Annotated in this window: 14 protein-coding genes, 1 tRNA gene and 1 riboswitch; of the genes, 8 read left to right on the plus strand and 7 right to left on the minus strand. The window is 69.8% G+C overall.

The features are described 5' to 3' along the window. Positions 1–90 precede the first annotated feature (90 nt). Positions 91–1,116, minus strand: coding sequence for a zinc-binding dehydrogenase (locus RM446_RS24190; RefSeq protein ID WP_311547753.1), 1,026 nt, complete (start codon positions 1,114–1,116; stop codon positions 91–93). A gap of 216 nt (positions 1,117–1,332) precedes the next feature. Here RM446_RS24190 and RM446_RS24195 point away from each other — a divergent pair, with 216 nt between their 5' ends. The 4 genes from RM446_RS24195 to RM446_RS24210 all read left to right on the plus strand — a co-directional run bounded on the left by RM446_RS24195 (position 1,333) and on the right by RM446_RS24210 (position 6,159). Further along, positions 1,333–1,767, plus strand: coding sequence for a MarR family winged helix-turn-helix transcriptional regulator (locus RM446_RS24195; RefSeq protein ID WP_311547754.1), 435 nt, complete (start codon positions 1,333–1,335; stop codon positions 1,765–1,767). A gap of 422 nt (positions 1,768–2,189) precedes the next feature. Continuing rightward, positions 2,190–4,052 (plus strand): AfsR/SARP family transcriptional regulator, encoded by a 1,863-nt coding sequence (locus RM446_RS24200; protein ID WP_311547755.1) that lies wholly within the window; start codon positions 2,190–2,192, stop codon positions 4,050–4,052. A gap of 231 nt (positions 4,053–4,283) precedes the next feature. Next, the gene (locus tag RM446_RS24205) at positions 4,284–5,465 is read left to right on the plus strand and encodes a cytochrome P450 (RefSeq protein ID WP_311547756.1); all 1,182 of its coding nucleotides are present in this window, start codon (positions 4,284–4,286) and stop codon (positions 5,463–5,465) included. Between the two features lie 259 nt (positions 5,466–5,724). Then, positions 5,725–6,159: a MarR family winged helix-turn-helix transcriptional regulator gene (locus RM446_RS24210; protein WP_311547757.1), complete on the plus strand. Its 435-nt coding sequence runs from the start codon at positions 5,725–5,727 to the stop codon at positions 6,157–6,159. A gap of 378 nt (positions 6,160–6,537) precedes the next feature. On the opposite strand, the gene RM446_RS24215 is transcribed toward RM446_RS24210, so the two are convergent. Continuing rightward, a complete protein-coding gene (locus tag RM446_RS24215; RefSeq protein ID WP_311547758.1) occupies positions 6,538–7,038 on the minus strand; it encodes a hypothetical protein in 501 nt (166 codons plus the stop codon). A 145-nt stretch (positions 7,039–7,183) separates the two neighbouring features. Here RM446_RS24215 and RM446_RS24220 point away from each other — a divergent pair, with 145 nt between their 5' ends. Both RM446_RS24220 and RM446_RS24225 read left to right on the plus strand, forming a co-directional pair. Beyond that, entirely contained in the window at positions 7,184–7,618 is a 435-nt protein-coding gene (locus tag RM446_RS24220) for an HAD family hydrolase (protein WP_311547759.1), read from the plus strand. A gap of 81 nt (positions 7,619–7,699) precedes the next feature. Next, positions 7,700–7,990, plus strand: coding sequence for a hypothetical protein (locus RM446_RS24225; protein ID WP_311547760.1), 291 nt, complete (start codon positions 7,700–7,702; stop codon positions 7,988–7,990). A gap of 280 nt (positions 7,991–8,270) precedes the next feature. Here the strand turns inward: RM446_RS24225 and RM446_RS24230 are convergent. The 4 genes from RM446_RS24230 to RM446_RS24245 form a co-directional block, all read right to left on the minus strand. Beyond that, positions 8,271–8,343 (minus strand) — tRNA-Ala (locus RM446_RS24230). A 203-nt stretch (positions 8,344–8,546) separates the two neighbouring features. Next, positions 8,547–8,666 carry a DLW-39 family protein gene (locus RM446_RS24235; protein ID WP_217783044.1) on the minus strand — a complete coding sequence of 40 codons (120 nt, stop codon included), beginning with the start codon at positions 8,664–8,666 and terminating at the stop codon, positions 8,547–8,549. Between the two features lie 195 nt (positions 8,667–8,861). Further along, positions 8,862–9,626 (minus strand): helix-turn-helix domain-containing protein, encoded by a 765-nt coding sequence (locus RM446_RS24240; RefSeq protein ID WP_311547761.1) that lies wholly within the window; start codon positions 9,624–9,626, stop codon positions 8,862–8,864. Positions 9,627–10,027: 401 nt separating this feature from the next. Continuing rightward, positions 10,028–10,342, minus strand: coding sequence for a DMT family transporter (locus tag RM446_RS24245; protein ID WP_311547762.1), 315 nt, complete (start codon positions 10,340–10,342; stop codon positions 10,028–10,030). Between the two features lie 11 nt (positions 10,343–10,353). After that, positions 10,354–10,420: riboswitch (guanidine-III (ykkC-III) riboswitch) on the minus strand. Positions 10,421–10,595: 175 nt separating this feature from the next. Here RM446_RS24245 and RM446_RS24250 point away from each other — a divergent pair. Beyond that, complete coding sequence (locus RM446_RS24250; protein ID WP_311547763.1) at positions 10,596–10,904, plus strand: hypothetical protein; 309 nt, start codon at positions 10,596–10,598, stop codon at positions 10,902–10,904. 567 nt (positions 10,905–11,471) lie between these two features. Here RM446_RS24250 and RM446_RS24255 read toward each other — a convergent pair. After that, positions 11,472–12,608: a winged helix DNA-binding domain-containing protein gene (locus RM446_RS24255; RefSeq protein ID WP_311547764.1), complete on the minus strand. Its 1,137-nt coding sequence runs from the start codon at positions 12,606–12,608 to the stop codon at positions 11,472–11,474. A 354-nt stretch (positions 12,609–12,962) separates the two neighbouring features. Here RM446_RS24255 and RM446_RS24260 point away from each other — a divergent pair, with 354 nt between their 5' ends. Continuing rightward, positions 12,963–13,757, plus strand: a complete 795-nt coding sequence (locus RM446_RS24260; RefSeq protein WP_311547765.1) for an SDR family oxidoreductase — start codon at positions 12,963–12,965, stop codon at positions 13,755–13,757. Positions 13,758–13,958: the final 201 nt, after the last annotated feature.

Below are 13,958 nucleotides of genomic sequence, written 5' to 3' on the forward strand. Positions count from 1 at the left end.
CTCCGGGCCCGCCCGCCCCGCTTGCGGTGAAAGGCACGTGAAGCACGCGTTCCGGGGCCGCCGGCTGCTGCGAGCGGCCGGCCTCCGGCGTCAGGGAAGCAGCAGCGTCTTGCCGACGACGGCGCGGCCCTCGATGGCGCTGTGCGCGTCGGACGCCTGCTTGAGCGGGTAGCTCTGCCCGACGGTCGGCTTGAGGCGACCGGCGGCGGCCTCCGCCAGCGCCGCCTCCGGCAGGCGCTTCTGGTCGCCCGGCTCCATCGGCAGCTCCATCAGTCCGACGACGCTCACCCCCCGGTCCCGGGACTCCTGCGGGTCGATCCGGGTGAACCCGCCGCTGGGAGCCCCGAAGGCGAAGAAGCGGCCGCCGCGCGCGGCGGCGTCGAAGGAGGCCCTGCCGATCTCCCCTCCGACGCCGTCGAGCACGACGTCCACCCCGCCGTCGCCGGCGACCTGGCGGACGCGCTCTAGCCAGTCGCTCTCGGAGTAGTCGAATGCGTGGTCGGCACCGAGCTCGCGGGCCAGGTCGAGCTTGCGGCGCCCCTTGGCCGCCGCGATCACCGTGGCGCCCGCGGCGGCAGCACGCTGCACGAGCAGACTGCCCAGACCTCCGCCGGCCGGCATCACCAGCACCTTCTCGCCGTCGCCGATCCGAGCCGCCTGCGAGATCTGCATGGCGGTCATGCCGTCGTTCACGAGAGCCGCCGCCTCGCGCAGCGCGACGCCCTCGGGTACCTCCAGCAGCGCGTCCGCGGGAGCGACGGCCAGTTGCGCGTAGCCACCCGTCGGAGACGTCCCTTCGGCGGCCTCGGCGACGCTGCCGGAACCGGCGTTCACGGCGGCGCGGCCCGGCTTCGCCGCGACCCCTCGACCGATCCAGCCGGCGTCGACACCCGTCCCCACGGAGGCGACCCGTCCAGCGACGCCCGTGCCCGGGACGTAGGGGGGCTCGACGGCCCAGGGGCCCGGCGCACCGCGGCGCACGAGGACGTCCAGCATGATGACGTCGGCGGCCGCGACCTCGATCACGACCTCGCCCTCTCCGGCGACGGGATCCGGCGCCTCGCCTGCCTCCAGGACTTCGGGTCCTCCGAACCGGGCGGCCTGTACCGTCTGCATGGCATCCTCACCTTCGTTGATCTGCGTAGGGGCTCGGTGGCAGACCCCGGCGGCGCCGACGCGCCGCTCAGCCCGGGGCCGGGAGCATCAGGGGAACGGCCGCACGTCGACCGGTGCGACCGGCCGTGCGGAGGCGAATACACCCACAACGGGATACTAACAGAATCACTGATAATCAGTAGAGCGGTTAGTCGGTTGCACTGCTAGAGTTGTGGTATGGCCAGTGGTTTCCCTCCGTCTCTCCTGAACAGATTCAGCTTCCTACTCGGAAAGCTCTACTTTCAGGCCCTCGACGCAGAGGCCGACGAGCTGTCGTCACTGAACGTCAACGTGAAACAACAAGCCGCACTCACCGTCCTCTCCGAGGAAGGTCCGATGACCCAGCAGGAACTGGGGCACCGCCTGGGGATCGACCGGACCACCATCGTCAACGTGGTCGACGGCCTCGACGACCGCGGACTGGTCGAACGACGCCGCAGCCCCACTGACCGGAGGGCCTACCTGCTCACCCTGACCCCGCCAGGCCGCGACACGCGCAAGCAGGGTCGGCGCCGGGTCGCCGCCGCCGAGGAGCGCCTCCTCGACGAACTGGACGAACCGGACCGGGCACTTCTGCGCAGACTCCTGGTCCGCGCGCTCGGCGGCGGCTAATCCCGCCGGGAATCGCCACTCGCGAACCGTTCGGACGGCCGGAGCCCGAGGGTTTTCCGGGACTTCGGGAATACATTTGAACTCGCAGTGCTGGCAAATTCCGGCCACCGGGACCACTGTCATGGCGCTGCCCCGGGAAGTAAGATTTCCGTTGCAGTGCGCCATGGCGCTTGACATCTGAACAGTAACATCCCCATAGCCGATCCAGGCTGTCGAAATTTCGACTGCCAGTCACCGGAAGCCCGGCCCTGCAGAGGATCCGAGTCGGAGTCGTCACTTATCGACGCCCGAAAAAAGTACCTCCCTCCACCCTCCACTACTTCCGGAAAACAGCGAGGGATCAACATTTTAATCGACCACCAGAGTCGGAAACAGGAACGAAATACCACCACGACACGACAGGCACACTCCCTGGGAGAACCATGCAATTCTCAGTTCTCGGAGATTTCAATGTGGGCGCCGCCGGAACCGACATAACGCCGAGACCCGCGAAGCTGCGGAGCCTCTTGGCCCTGCTCACCGTCCGGAACGGGGAGACGATCACCAGGGACTCGATAGTCCGGGAGATCTGGGGGGACACGCCGCCGGACCACGCGTTCGGCACGGTACACACCTACATCTACGAACTCCGGCAGGCGTTCCGCCGCAGCGGCTCCGAGTGCGGCAGCATTCTGGTCACGCGGCCCCACGGCTACTCGCTGGAGCTCCAGGGCCTCGAACTCGATGTGCATCGATTCGAGGACCTGCACCGCCACGGGGCCTCGCTGCTCGACACCGGCAGTACGGCGGCGTCCCGCGACGAGATCGAGAAGGCCGGCGCCTTTCTCGCCGAGTCGCTGTCGGTATGGCGCGGGGACCCACTGTCCAATGTCGCCCTCGGCGAGCAGCTGAGGAACCACGTCACCTGGCTCGAGGAGCGCCATCGGCAGGTACTGGAGCTTCGCCTGGACACCGACATGCGACTGGGCCGGGGCCCGGCGATCATCGGCGAGCTGAAGGTGCTGATCGAGCGGCACCCCTTCCACGAGAGGTTCTACGAGATCCTCATGCTGGCCCTGTCGCGCGCCGGACGCCGCTACGAGGCCCTGGACGTCTACCAGCAGCTGCACAAGCGCCTCTCCACCGACCTGGGGCTGCAGCCCGGGGCCGCCGTCCAGCGCATCCAGCACTCCCTGCTCGTCGGTGGCACCGACATCGACGCCGAAGCACCGCCGGGCCCGCGCGGCGCGACCCGTCTGCGGACCCGGTCCGCGGAACTGCCACCCGACATCCCCGACTTCAGCGGGCGCGACGAGCTCGTCGAGGACGCCGTCCGCCACCTGACCTCCGAGGGGGCGAACGCACCGATCGTGTGCGTCCAGGGCATGCCGGGGGCCGGCAAGACCACGACCGCCGTCCACATCGCCAACCGGCTGATCGACGACTTTCCCGACGGCCAGCTCTACGCCGACCTGGAGTCCGTTTCGGACCGGCCCGTTCCTCCCGACAAGCTCTTCGCACCGCTCTTGCGCAAGGCCGGTGTGCGCCGCGACGAGCTGCCCGACACCGCCGACGACTACTTGAGCGCGTTTCGCTCCCTGGCCCAAGAGCGGCGCATCCTGCTCGTCCTCGACGGTGTCCACCCGCAGATGCAGCTCCAGCGCCTTCTCCCGCTGGGCTGCGCGACCGTCATCTGCGGTCGTAGCCCTCTGCACGTCATCGCAGGTGCCAAACGGGTCTCGCTGGCCCCCTTCTCGCACGACGAAGGCCGCGCCCTGCTGAGCCGGATCGTCGGTGAGCCGCGTGTGCGGTCGGAGTACGCGGCCGCGGGCGCACTGGTGCGCAGTGTCGGCGGCCTGCCGCTTGCGATCCGGTTCGTGGGGGAGCGGCTGGCGTCGCTGTCGTCGCTGGGCATCGCCGACCTGCGCCAGCGCATCGACGGCAGCGAGGGGGTCACGCTCTCGGATATGGAGCGGCTCGGGCTCGACCTGTTCACCCGGCTCGAGTCGGTTCTCCACGGCCTCGACGCCCGCACCCGTGCCGACTTCACGTCGCTCGTCCCACTGCGGCATTGCAGCTTCACGATCCACGAGGCCGCGACGCTGCTGGACATCTGCGAGCACGCGGCCGAGATCAGCCTGACCAGCCTGGTCGACACCGGCCTGCTCAGCGACGCGGGCTGCCACGAGACCGGTGCTCGGCTCTACACCTTCCACAAGCTCGTCTCCGTCTTCGCCGCGGAGGTGGCCGGTGGCGACTGCGGACGGGACATATCGCGCCTTACCGAGCGGAGCCTGACGGACTGACCCAAACCCGGCCATCGACAGGCCCCTCGCCGGTCCGACCAGCCGTGCACCCGCTGGCGAGGCGTCCTCCTCCCGTCCTCCGCGAGCCCTCTCGCAGGTGCGGGCCGGCCCGCACCCGATCTGCGGTGCGCGCTCAGCGCCCCCGTATCCGGATCTCAGTCGCGCCATATCGGCCGCCGTTAGCGTGACGCACCGCAATGCCCGGATCAGCGACATCCTTGGAGGGGCGCTATGGCGGCCACCTATCTCGACATCATGGATCCGGACTTTCGGCCCGACGCGGCCGAAGTCCAAGCGGCGCGCGAGGCGGACTGGTACGCGCGGACGCCGCTCGGCTACGCGGTGCTGCGCTACGAGGCCGCCGACGGCCTGGTCGGTGACCGACGGCTGCGCCAGAGTCTCCTCGACTTCTTCCCCTCGCAGGGCATCACCGACGGCCCGCTCTACGACTTCATGCGGCAGTTCATCGCCACTGTCGAAGGGCCTGACCACACGCGGCTGCGCCGGCTGGTCAGCCAGGCCTTCACCCGTCGCGCCGTCGAAGCGATGCGCCCGGACATGCGGCGGATCGCCGAGAACCTGATCGCGGGCTTCCACGAGTCGGGGCGCTGCGATTTCATGGCCGATTTCGCCGACCCCTACTCGGCGCAGATCATCTGCGTGCTGCTGGGCGTGCCCGAAGAGCAGCACGACGCCTTCCGCGGCTGGGCCAACGACCTCGGCCTGGTGGTGACGCCGTTCATCCGCGACTACCGCGAACGCATCGAGGCGGCACTCGCGGGGCTGGGCGGCGCGGTCGACGGACTGATCGCCAAGCGCCGCGTCGATCCGCGCGACGACCTGCTCACCGCGCTGATCCAGGCCGAGGAGGCAGGGGACAGGCTCGCGCCGGAGGAACTGCGGGCGATGGTGATCGGCCTGCTGCTGGCCGGCCAGGACGCCACCCAGCACCAGCTCGGGCGCGCGATGTCGACGTTCCTGGCCAATCAGGAGCAGTGGGACCTCCTCGCCGAGCGGCCCGACCTCGCCCCGACGGCTGTCGAAGAGGTCATGCGCGTGGGACCGACATCCACCGCCATCACCCGGATCGCGGCCGAGGACTTCGTCTTCCGCGACCTCACGATCGAGGCCGGCCAGTTCGTCACCATCCTGCTCGACCCCGTCCACACCGATCCCGAGGTTTTCGCCGAAGCGGGGTTCGACATCACCCAGCACCGCGCCGCGCAGCTCACCTTCGGCGGGGGTCCGCACTTCTGCCTGGGCGCCGTGCTGGCCCGCGCCGAGATGGCCGAAGCGCTGCCGATCCTGGCGCGGCGCATGCGCGCCCCCGAAGCCGGTGGACCTGCACCGTGGCGGCCCGCCATCGGGATCACCGGACCCACCACCCTGCCGCTCCGATTCACGCCGGGCTGATACCGGCCCGGTAGCTGCGGTGGGGGCGAGGAGGCGGCCGGTGCCCTGGGCCGGGCCCACCGACACGGTGCGACCGACGACCTCGGCCACCGCCTCCCCGCCGCAAACAGCCTCGACGACCTGCACCGCTTCCCTCGCCTTCGTCGATCCGCTCGGCAGGGGCCCAAGCCGAGTGGGGCACGGACACCCACCGACAGACAATAACAGCATGACTGACAATCAGTCAGTGTGTCTATTAGCTCGGGGTTAAAGTCGGCCTATGGCCAGTGAGTTCCCTTCGCCGCTCCTCGACAGGCTCAGCTTCCTTCTCGGCAAGCTCTACTTCCGCGGCCTCGACGCGGAGACCGACGAGCTGTCGGCGCTGAACCTCGGCGTGAAGCAGCACGCCGCGTTGGGCGTTCTCACCCGTGAGGACCCGATGACCCAGCAGGAACTGGGCCATCGCATGGGCATCGACCGGACCACGATCGTCGCGGTGGTCGACGACCTCGACGAGCAGGGCCTGGTCGAACGCCGCCGCAGCCCCGCCGACCGGCGGGCCTACCTGCTCACCGTCACCCCGTCCGGGCGCGACGCCGAGGAGCGGGGGCGCCACCGGGTCGCCGAGGCCGAGGACCGGCTCCTCGGCGCGCTGGACGAGCCGGACCGCACCCGGCTCCGCGAACTCCTGGTCCGCGCCCTCGGCGGCGGCTGACCGGGTCGGCCGACCACACGCCCCGTACACACCGGGCGCCCGCCGTATTCCCTGGTGGCCGCGTGCGGCCATGCCCGAATCCGAGTACGGCTACTCATGAGTACTGTCACCGGTACCCGCCACAATCAGAACCATGACGAACGCACTTCACCCCGCCTGCCCTTGCCGGATGTGCTCGCGCACCGCCCTCCGCCCGCGGCCGCACACGTCCCCCGCAGGGCGCCCGCGCGTCCACCCCCACACTCCTGCCCCGGCCGCCGTCCGGCCCGAGCGGCCTTCACACGGCTAGGTCGCGCCGCGCGGCGCGCCTGCAGCCCCTCCGAGGAACCTCCGTGCACGGTGCACGCTCCCCTCAGCGGAAGGGGTGCGGCGGGCGAGTCAGCGGGACCCGGTGTCCTGCCCATAGCCGACCCTGGTGACGCGGGCCCGTTCGACACTTTCCGGGTGCAAGGCATCCACGAGGCATGCTCGATGCGTGGTTACGGTCTGGCCTCCGGGTCCTTCGGCGCTTCTGACCGTCATGACCACTCCGTCGCCTCCGGGACTCAACGTCGTAGGCGTCATGCAGAAGTCGCAGTGCCACTGGAACTCGGCCAAGTCGTTTGCGCGCAGGGTCAGGCGAACGTAGCCGGACGACGACGCCCCTCCGCGGATCTGCTGGACAACGGCCGTGACCACTGCTCCTCGGATCGGGCGTTCTTCGGGGAGCGCGATGGGTGATCCCGATGGGCTGTCGATGGCTGCAGCGTCGATGGACGCGTTGACGTCCTCATGGCCGATGATCCGGGCAGACATGCCCCATGGCTGGTGGTCGATGACCTCCGCCCGAACGGTCTGGCCCGGAACGAGAACAATGCCCACGACGTCGGATCGGCCCATGCAACCAGTATCTACAGCCTCCACAGCGTGCGCAATCGGCGCGCAACCGCGGTTCGACCCGAGGTGCCCGGTCGCGCTGGGCCGACCACCCAAGTACGGGACGTGGGCTGACTGGCTCGGGGTGCCGCGTCATACGTTCTCGGCGATGTTCGGGGCGATCATCGCTCGGGGGCTCGACTACCGGGAGACGTTCCAGGTCTTCCACCCCGGTTTCGACCTGGCCGAGCAGCGGCAGAAACGGGCTGAGGCCGGGCAACCCGAGACCTTCGGCGAAGCTGACCTCTACTCCGACGTGCAGCCGTCGCTGGCGAAGCTGCGGGAGCAAGGGCTGTGGGTCGGCATCGCGGGCAATCAGACCGTGCGGGCCGGTGGCATCCTGCGTTCGCTCGACCTGCCCAACGACATGATCGCCACATCCGACGACTGGGGCGTGTCCAAGCCGGACGAGGGGTTCTTCCGGGTGCCTGGTGCAGGAAGCGCCGTGTGCGGCCGGCGAGATTCTGTATGTGGGCGACCGCATTCGGGCGTCCTACGTCCGCCCCTATGTGCTCGCCCACGAGCGGCGCATGCGCGAACGTGAAGCGGCCGAACGGGCTCGGCGCGAGGAACGCCGCCGCGCTACCGCCGTCTCCCTGGCCGGGGCGGGGTCGGGGGTGCTGGTTTGAGCGCCCCGAACGAGGCCCTGCTCGCGCTGCTGCGCTCGCGCTACGGCCAACGCTGGAGCATCCGGCGCACCGAGCACCTGTGGCTCGCCACTGCTGTTGACCGCGACGCAGAGCACGCCCCGACACTGACCGAACCCGATGTCGAGCGGTTCGTCCAGCAGCTCGAAGAGCCTCCGGCGCGGGCCGGTCGCCCGTCCCGGTCCCTGCTCTCCTCGCCCTGGATCGCTGATCAGCTCTCCGAGATAGCCGACGGCGTGTACTGGCAGGACATCCCGCCCCACGCGTAGGCAGGGCCCGCGCGGCCGGTCGCCCCGTCAACGGCCTTCCCGCCGGCCGCGCGCTCGCGGGTGTGCGGACACCGCTCTACCCCCGGCGGGTCCGCACACCCGCACTCGCCTTCGGGGCCGCAGTCGACTCCTCAATCCGACCGCGCGCAGCTCCGGCCCACGGCCGCCTCGCTGGCGATCGCCTCGGGCGCGGAGGTGAATGTGCATCAGACACACGACGGCCGCCCGGGGTGAACCTCGGGCGGCCGTCGTGTGTTCGCTTTACCAGCGAAAACAACCGTGGAGCCAAGGGGAGTCGAACCCCTGACCTCCGGTATGCAAAACCGGCGCTCTGCCAGCTGAGCTATGGCCCCGGTTTGATCAGTGTCGATCATACCGCGTGGCGGGCAGTGCCGGTCGCTCTTTTCCGGCGTAGCGCTCGGGGTGGAGGAGGCACCACTCGCAGGCGGTCCCAGAAGCGTGGGGGCCGCAGGGGACGACGTCCGCCCACGACTCCGGGTACGCCGAAGTAGCCACCGGCGCGTGTACCGCGCCGTGGCCGGTCGGACCGTTCCGGCTAGTTGTCGCCGGCCGTGGCCTCGGTCCACAGGTCGAGCTCGGCGCGGTCCGCCTGGATCTTGCGGTAGACGGCGAACGCACCGAGCGCCACCAGCACCAGGACGATGATCTTCTTCATGGTGTGCACCCCTTCTTGGTCTCGGATCGTGATAATAGGACGTGTACGCCACCGCGGGTCGGGGAGGGCGGCCGAGTGCTCCCTGCCGGGCTTCCCGTCTGCTGTGCGGTAGGCGCCACTAGAGAACTTTATGGGGTTGTCTCCCCCGCAGACTAGCAACCCGGCGGCGCGTTCCCGCCCGATGCGGCCGGGGCTTCAGGTCAGCAGGGCGAGGCGGTTGAGCGTCGTGACTGTGGCCTCGGGTGAACTGGTCGCTGCGACCAGGCGGCACCACACGTCCTGGCAAGCGGCGACGCCGTCCTCGGATTCGACGATCCCGCCGCCGTGGGTCGCCTCGACGAACGCCAGGGACGCCTCGCCCTCGTCGAACTCCAACACGGTGAACGGGCCGGCGCTGCCCGAGTGCAGCCCCGCGGAGCCGGGCAGCAGCCGGATGACGACCCGGTCGTGGCGCCGACCGAGGTCGATGAGACGGCGCAGTTGGGCGTGGAGCAGGGCGGAATCGCCGCTCACCCTGCGCAGCGCGTCCTCCTCCACGATCGCGTGGTAACGCTCCAGGGTGTCGCGTTCGAGTACCTCCTGGCGCTTCAGGAACGCGGCGACCATGCGTTCGGTTCCGAGGTCGCCGTACCCCTGCGAGCGGGCCAGCGCCGCCGTGTACTCGGGTACCTGCAGCAGATCCGGCACGAGCATCCCGCCGTAGGTCTCGATCGCGACGGCACCTGCCTCGTTGCCTACGTAGGCGGAGGAGATCACGTCCTCGTACTCGGTCCACCAGGGGCGCAGCCGCGACTCGCGGACCATGGTGAGGATGGCTTCGCGCTGACCGCCGGTGACCCCGTACAACTTCAGCAGCGCGGAGACCTCCATCACGGACGGCCATTTCCGGATACCGGTCTCTATGTGCCCGAGCTTGGCGGGAGACCATTCGAGGACATCGGCCACATCGCTGAGTGTCATTCCCGCTTCGACGCGGCGACGGCGCAATTCCGCGGAGAGCCGCCGACGGCGAACAGTGGGGCTGGTCATGGCGCCCGTCCCGTACACGCTGAGTACTGGCTACGTGGCTCCAGAGAAGCACTCGGTCTAGCCTCTAGCAATGCGTTTCTAGAAATCAGCGTCCGACCACGGGATATTCGCCGACGGCTGCTGCCGCGCCCGCTCCTGGGCGTTTCGGAAGTGGCGGCGTGCGACCAGGGAGAATTGCGAGAGAGCACAGCCCTCGGATCGGGCCGCCGACGAGTGATGACCGGATCGTGGAACGCGGATTCGGTGCTGCCCGGATCGCATTCCCGCGCACAGCCGAATGCGGCGGAGCGCACCGCAGAGTCGCACCTCCGGGCCGGCCGCCCCTCGCGGGCTCAGTGCAGCAGCTTCAACCCGACGATCCCGCTGACGATCAGCAGCAGGCAGACGATCCGCGCGGCGCTCGCCGCCTCGCCGAACCACACCATGCCCGCGATCGCCGTGCCCACCGCGCCGATGCCGACCCAGACGGCGTACCCGGTACCCACCGGGATCGAGCGCAGCGCGAGCGCGAGGCCGGACATGCTCAGCGCGAGAGCGACCGCGAACACGGCGGACGGCCACAAGCGGGTGAAGCCGTTCGACGCGGCGAGGGCGGTCGCCCAGACGCTCTCCAGCAGACCGGACAGGACGAGCAGCAGCCAGGCCATGACCCCTCCGAACCGCGCCGTCTTGTCGCTGACCGGGTACGGCGCACCTCGTCCGGGGGTAGCCGGAGCGGCCTCTCCCGACGGTGGAACCATGCCCGAGGCCGCCTCTATTCCGGACCTCGTCCGTCGCCCCTGTTCCCTGTGGCCGGACCGTCACAGTCGGCCACGACCCCGCGCCGAACCGTCGCGGGGACCGCGTACGATGCAGAAGGACCGACGGGAGCACGCCCCCGTGCACAGGTGAAGGAACCCAATGAGCCAACCGATCGACGACACCGAGCAGCTGATCGCGAACGCCGAGGAGGAGCTTCCCCCGTCGACTCGTTCGCGCCTCATAGCCAAGCTGCGCAAAGGTGTCCACATCGACGACGCGGCCCGCGACCTCGGCGTCAGTCCACAGCGCGTGTTCTCCGCGGCGCGAATCCTCACCACCTTCGGCGAGCAGCTCGACGCCACCCTCACCGCCGAGCGCGACCCCGACATCGCCCACGGAACCCTGACCGGCTACAACAAGCGCTGCCGTTGCCCCCAGTGCCGCGGCGCGGTGAACCGCCGGTTCTGACGCCCGCCGACCGCGGCGCACCGCGATGGCCGCACCCGGCCGGACCCGGCGGCACGATCTCACGCCTCGCCTGTACCTGTGCGCTCGAAAGACATCGCACGGCACAATCGTTTACCGGGAATTAGCCCATGCAGGGGCTTATTCAGGCTTATTGATCTTGAATCCGGGGAATCCGGCCACCATGAACGAGCGTGTGGACTGGGCCGCGATGAGCGACGAAGAGTTCATGGCGCTGGTGCGCCAGCTTATGGACAGCCCAGCGGGTGCCGAGCCCGAGGACGACTAGCTCTCAACCCCGTTGATGCCCTCCGAATCCTGATCAGAGTCACGCGGGTGGGGTTCCACCTCCCGCGTGCGGTGGCGCGTGTCGGGCGCTGAACGGCCCGGGTTCGCCTGCTTCACACCCGCTCCGCTCCGCTGCGCAATACGGACGCCTGCGTCCGGCCGCGTTCGCCGGCCGCGGTGACCGCCGTGCCGAACCTTTGGCGACGCCGTTGGGCGGGCCCGGCGTCGGTCCGGCAACGGTCCCCGGCTCGCCTGTTCCGCACCGGCGATTGCGGCGCACCGTCATTCGGCCTGTGCCGCCTCCCGCACGTCCAATCGCAGCCGCTCGCCGCGTAGGAACCGGCCGATGTCGGCCGCCTCCGCGTCCACCTGTCCGAGCAGCTCCGCGGACAGGTGCTCGAACGGCTCGACGACCACCGACTCACGCCCGTGCCCCCAGCGCCACCGGGCAACGGCCCGGCCGTCCACCAGGACCGCCGGATGCACGATCCCGCCGCCCGGCGCGAGCTGCCGCTTGTACCGCTGCGGCACGGCGAGATCCCGCCCCCTGTAGCCCAGCAGACACGCGTCGAAGGCGCCGATCAGCCGCAGGGCCGGTGTCGGCCCGGCGGCGGGCAGCACTTCGGCGAACTCCCGCGGCGCCCACGCGGGCCCGCGGTCCGTGGTCACCTCGGCGACCTCGGAGGCCACAAGCTCCCATCCGCGGCGCGCCATCGGCGCGGGCAGTCCCGACCAGGCCGCGAAATCCTCCAGCCCAGCCGGCCCGTAGCCCCACAGGTACCGACGCGCCAGCTTCGCCAGCGCGGAACCGGTGTCGCGCCCCTCCCACGCCCCGACCCATTCCCGCATGAGGACGTAGGTGGGCTCGCCCCCGTCGCCACCCGAGGTGTCCGGTCCGCGGCAGACCACGCCGCGCATCGCCGCGTAGGCCATCAGGTGAGCGGGCGCCTGACCGTCGGCCGGTACGGGCACGTCGGCCTTGTTCAGCTCTTCGACCAGCCGTTCGCGCGTCAAGCACGTGCCGCCGGCCAGCACGTCGCGGATCACGTACTCGGCCCGCTCGCACAGCTCGTCGTCCAGCCCGAGTTCGAGGCGGCGCCTGCGGAACCTGCGGACGAAGACGGGGCCCAACAGGTCTACGATCCAACCGGCGTCCGAGGCGGGCAGCGCGTGCAACGTGCCCCGCATCGCCCACGTCCGCACGATCGAGCGCTCCTCGGCCACCGCGCTGCGCACATCGGCGGTGGTCAGTCCGGAGGTCCGGGCGCGAATCGCCAACCGCAACGCTTGAGCGTCCTGCGCCTGTAGCGCCGCCGCTCCCCGCACGGCGCCGACGACGCCCGCGGCGGGCGGTCCCATGAGCAGTTGCGCGTGCATCCGTGCAGCGCGGAGACGGCCATCGTCCACGGCGAGCGGCATCGCTCAATCCCTCCTGGACTTCCTGGACTTGTCGTCGCAACGACAACCATGCCAGGGGTTAACCCTTCGTTGCGCCTATTCACATGGTGAGGACACACATTTGTGCCGAAGCGGGTAGGGCACTGGGAAGAGCCGGAAACCGTCGCCAATCTCCTGCATGCTTCTGCCCCCTGTCCCTGTCGGAGCCCGGTGCCGGCGACGCTCGCCGGAGGCGGGCATCCAGGCGCCGGATACGGCGACCGAGCACCGGGGGAGCGGTGCGACGGCTACCGGTGCGGAGTGCAGCGAACGCGGACCGCGCGCCGGACGGCGCGGCGGCACCCGGGCAGGCGACCTCAAAGGAGAATCTCTGCCATGGCCAACAACCCGACACCGATACTCATCACGGGCGGGACGGGGACACTCGGGCGCCGCATCGTCCGCCGCCTGGCGGACGACGACGACACGGAAGTCCGCGTCCTCAGTCGCCGGGCGGCGCCCACGCAGGGGGACGGGGCAAGGTGGATCACCGGCGACCTCGCCTCGGACCAAGGGCTCGACCAAGCCCTCACGGGCGTCGACACGGTGGTGCACTGCGCACACGTGGCCGGTTCATCCCTGGGGGAGGTCTCGGCCGGCGCAAACGTGATCACCGCTGCAGCACGGGCAGGGGTAAGGCACTTCATCTACATATCGATCGTCGGCATCGACTACGTGCCGCTGAGCTACTACAAGGGCAAGCTCGCGGTGGAGGAACTGATCGAGGAGTCGGGGCTCCCCTCGACGATCCTGCGCGCCACCCAGTTCCACGAGCTGATCGACTGGCTCCTCGGACAGCCGGAACGGCTGCCTGTCGTTCCCGTCCCGGCGGGCTTCTGGTTCCAACCGGTAGCCGCCGACGAGGTGGCCGGGCGCCTCGTCGATATCGCCAGGGAGGGCCCCGGAGGGCGAGCGGTCGACATGGGAGGCCCGGAGGTGCGCTCGGTCGAGAGCCTGGCAACCTCCTACGAGAGCATCCGGGGCCGAAGCCGTCCGGTGAAGAAGATCCCGTTCCCGGGAGAGGTGGCGCGCGCCTTTCGCAGCGGGGCGAACCTGGCGGCGGGAAATGCCGACGGACGGCAGACCTGGGAGGAGTACCTGTCCGCTGCGGTGGAAGGGCCGGGGGAGTAGCGGGCGAACGGGAACCGTTCGCTTGCGCCTCCGAAAGACCCGTCCGGCTGTTGGAATGACCCGGCTGCATCGCATCCGGGCATAAAAAATGGGGGGTTCCGCACGAAACGGAACCCCCCAACAAAAAATGCGGCAGCAACCTACTCTCCCACCCCCACCATGAAGGCAGTACCATCGGCGCAAAGAGGCTTAACGACCGGG

Source organism: Streptomonospora wellingtoniae, assembly GCF_031845375.1.
In the GTDB taxonomy this organism is placed as follows: Bacteria; Actinomycetota; Actinomycetes; order Streptosporangiales; family Streptosporangiaceae; genus Streptomonospora; species Streptomonospora wellingtoniae.

Coding starts and splice junctions, on each gene's coding strand:
- RM446_RS24240 (WP_311547761.1), bottom strand. CDS start 9,626: ATGACACTCAGCGATGTGGCCGATGTCCTCGAATGGTCTCCCGCCAAG.
- RM446_RS24215 (WP_311547758.1), bottom strand. CDS start 7,038: ATGGGCCGATCCGACGTCGTGGGCATTGTTCTCGTTCCGGGCCAGACC.
- RM446_RS24220 (WP_311547759.1), top strand. CDS start 7,184: ATGTTCGGGGCGATCATCGCTCGGGGGCTCGACTACCGGGAGACGTTC.
- RM446_RS24205 (WP_311547756.1), top strand. CDS start 4,284: ATGGCGGCCACCTATCTCGACATCATGGATCCGGACTTTCGGCCCGAC.
- RM446_RS24200 (WP_311547755.1), top strand. CDS start 2,190: ATGCAATTCTCAGTTCTCGGAGATTTCAATGTGGGCGCCGCCGGAACC.
- RM446_RS24210 (WP_311547757.1), top strand. CDS start 5,725: ATGGCCAGTGAGTTCCCTTCGCCGCTCCTCGACAGGCTCAGCTTCCTT.
- RM446_RS24190 (WP_311547753.1), bottom strand. CDS start 1,116: ATGCAGACGGTACAGGCCGCCCGGTTCGGAGGACCCGAAGTCCTGGAG.
- RM446_RS24260 (WP_311547765.1), top strand. CDS start 12,963: ATGGCCAACAACCCGACACCGATACTCATCACGGGCGGGACGGGGACA.
- RM446_RS24255 (WP_311547764.1), bottom strand. CDS start 12,608: ATGCCGCTCGCCGTGGACGATGGCCGTCTCCGCGCTGCACGGATGCAC.
- RM446_RS24235 (WP_217783044.1), bottom strand. CDS start 8,666: ATGAAGAAGATCATCGTCCTGGTGCTGGTGGCGCTCGGTGCGTTCGCC.
- RM446_RS24250 (WP_311547763.1), top strand. CDS start 10,596: ATGAGCCAACCGATCGACGACACCGAGCAGCTGATCGCGAACGCCGAG.
- RM446_RS24245 (WP_311547762.1), bottom strand. CDS start 10,342: ATGGCCTGGCTGCTGCTCGTCCTGTCCGGTCTGCTGGAGAGCGTCTGG.
- RM446_RS24195 (WP_311547754.1), top strand. CDS start 1,333: ATGGCCAGTGGTTTCCCTCCGTCTCTCCTGAACAGATTCAGCTTCCTA.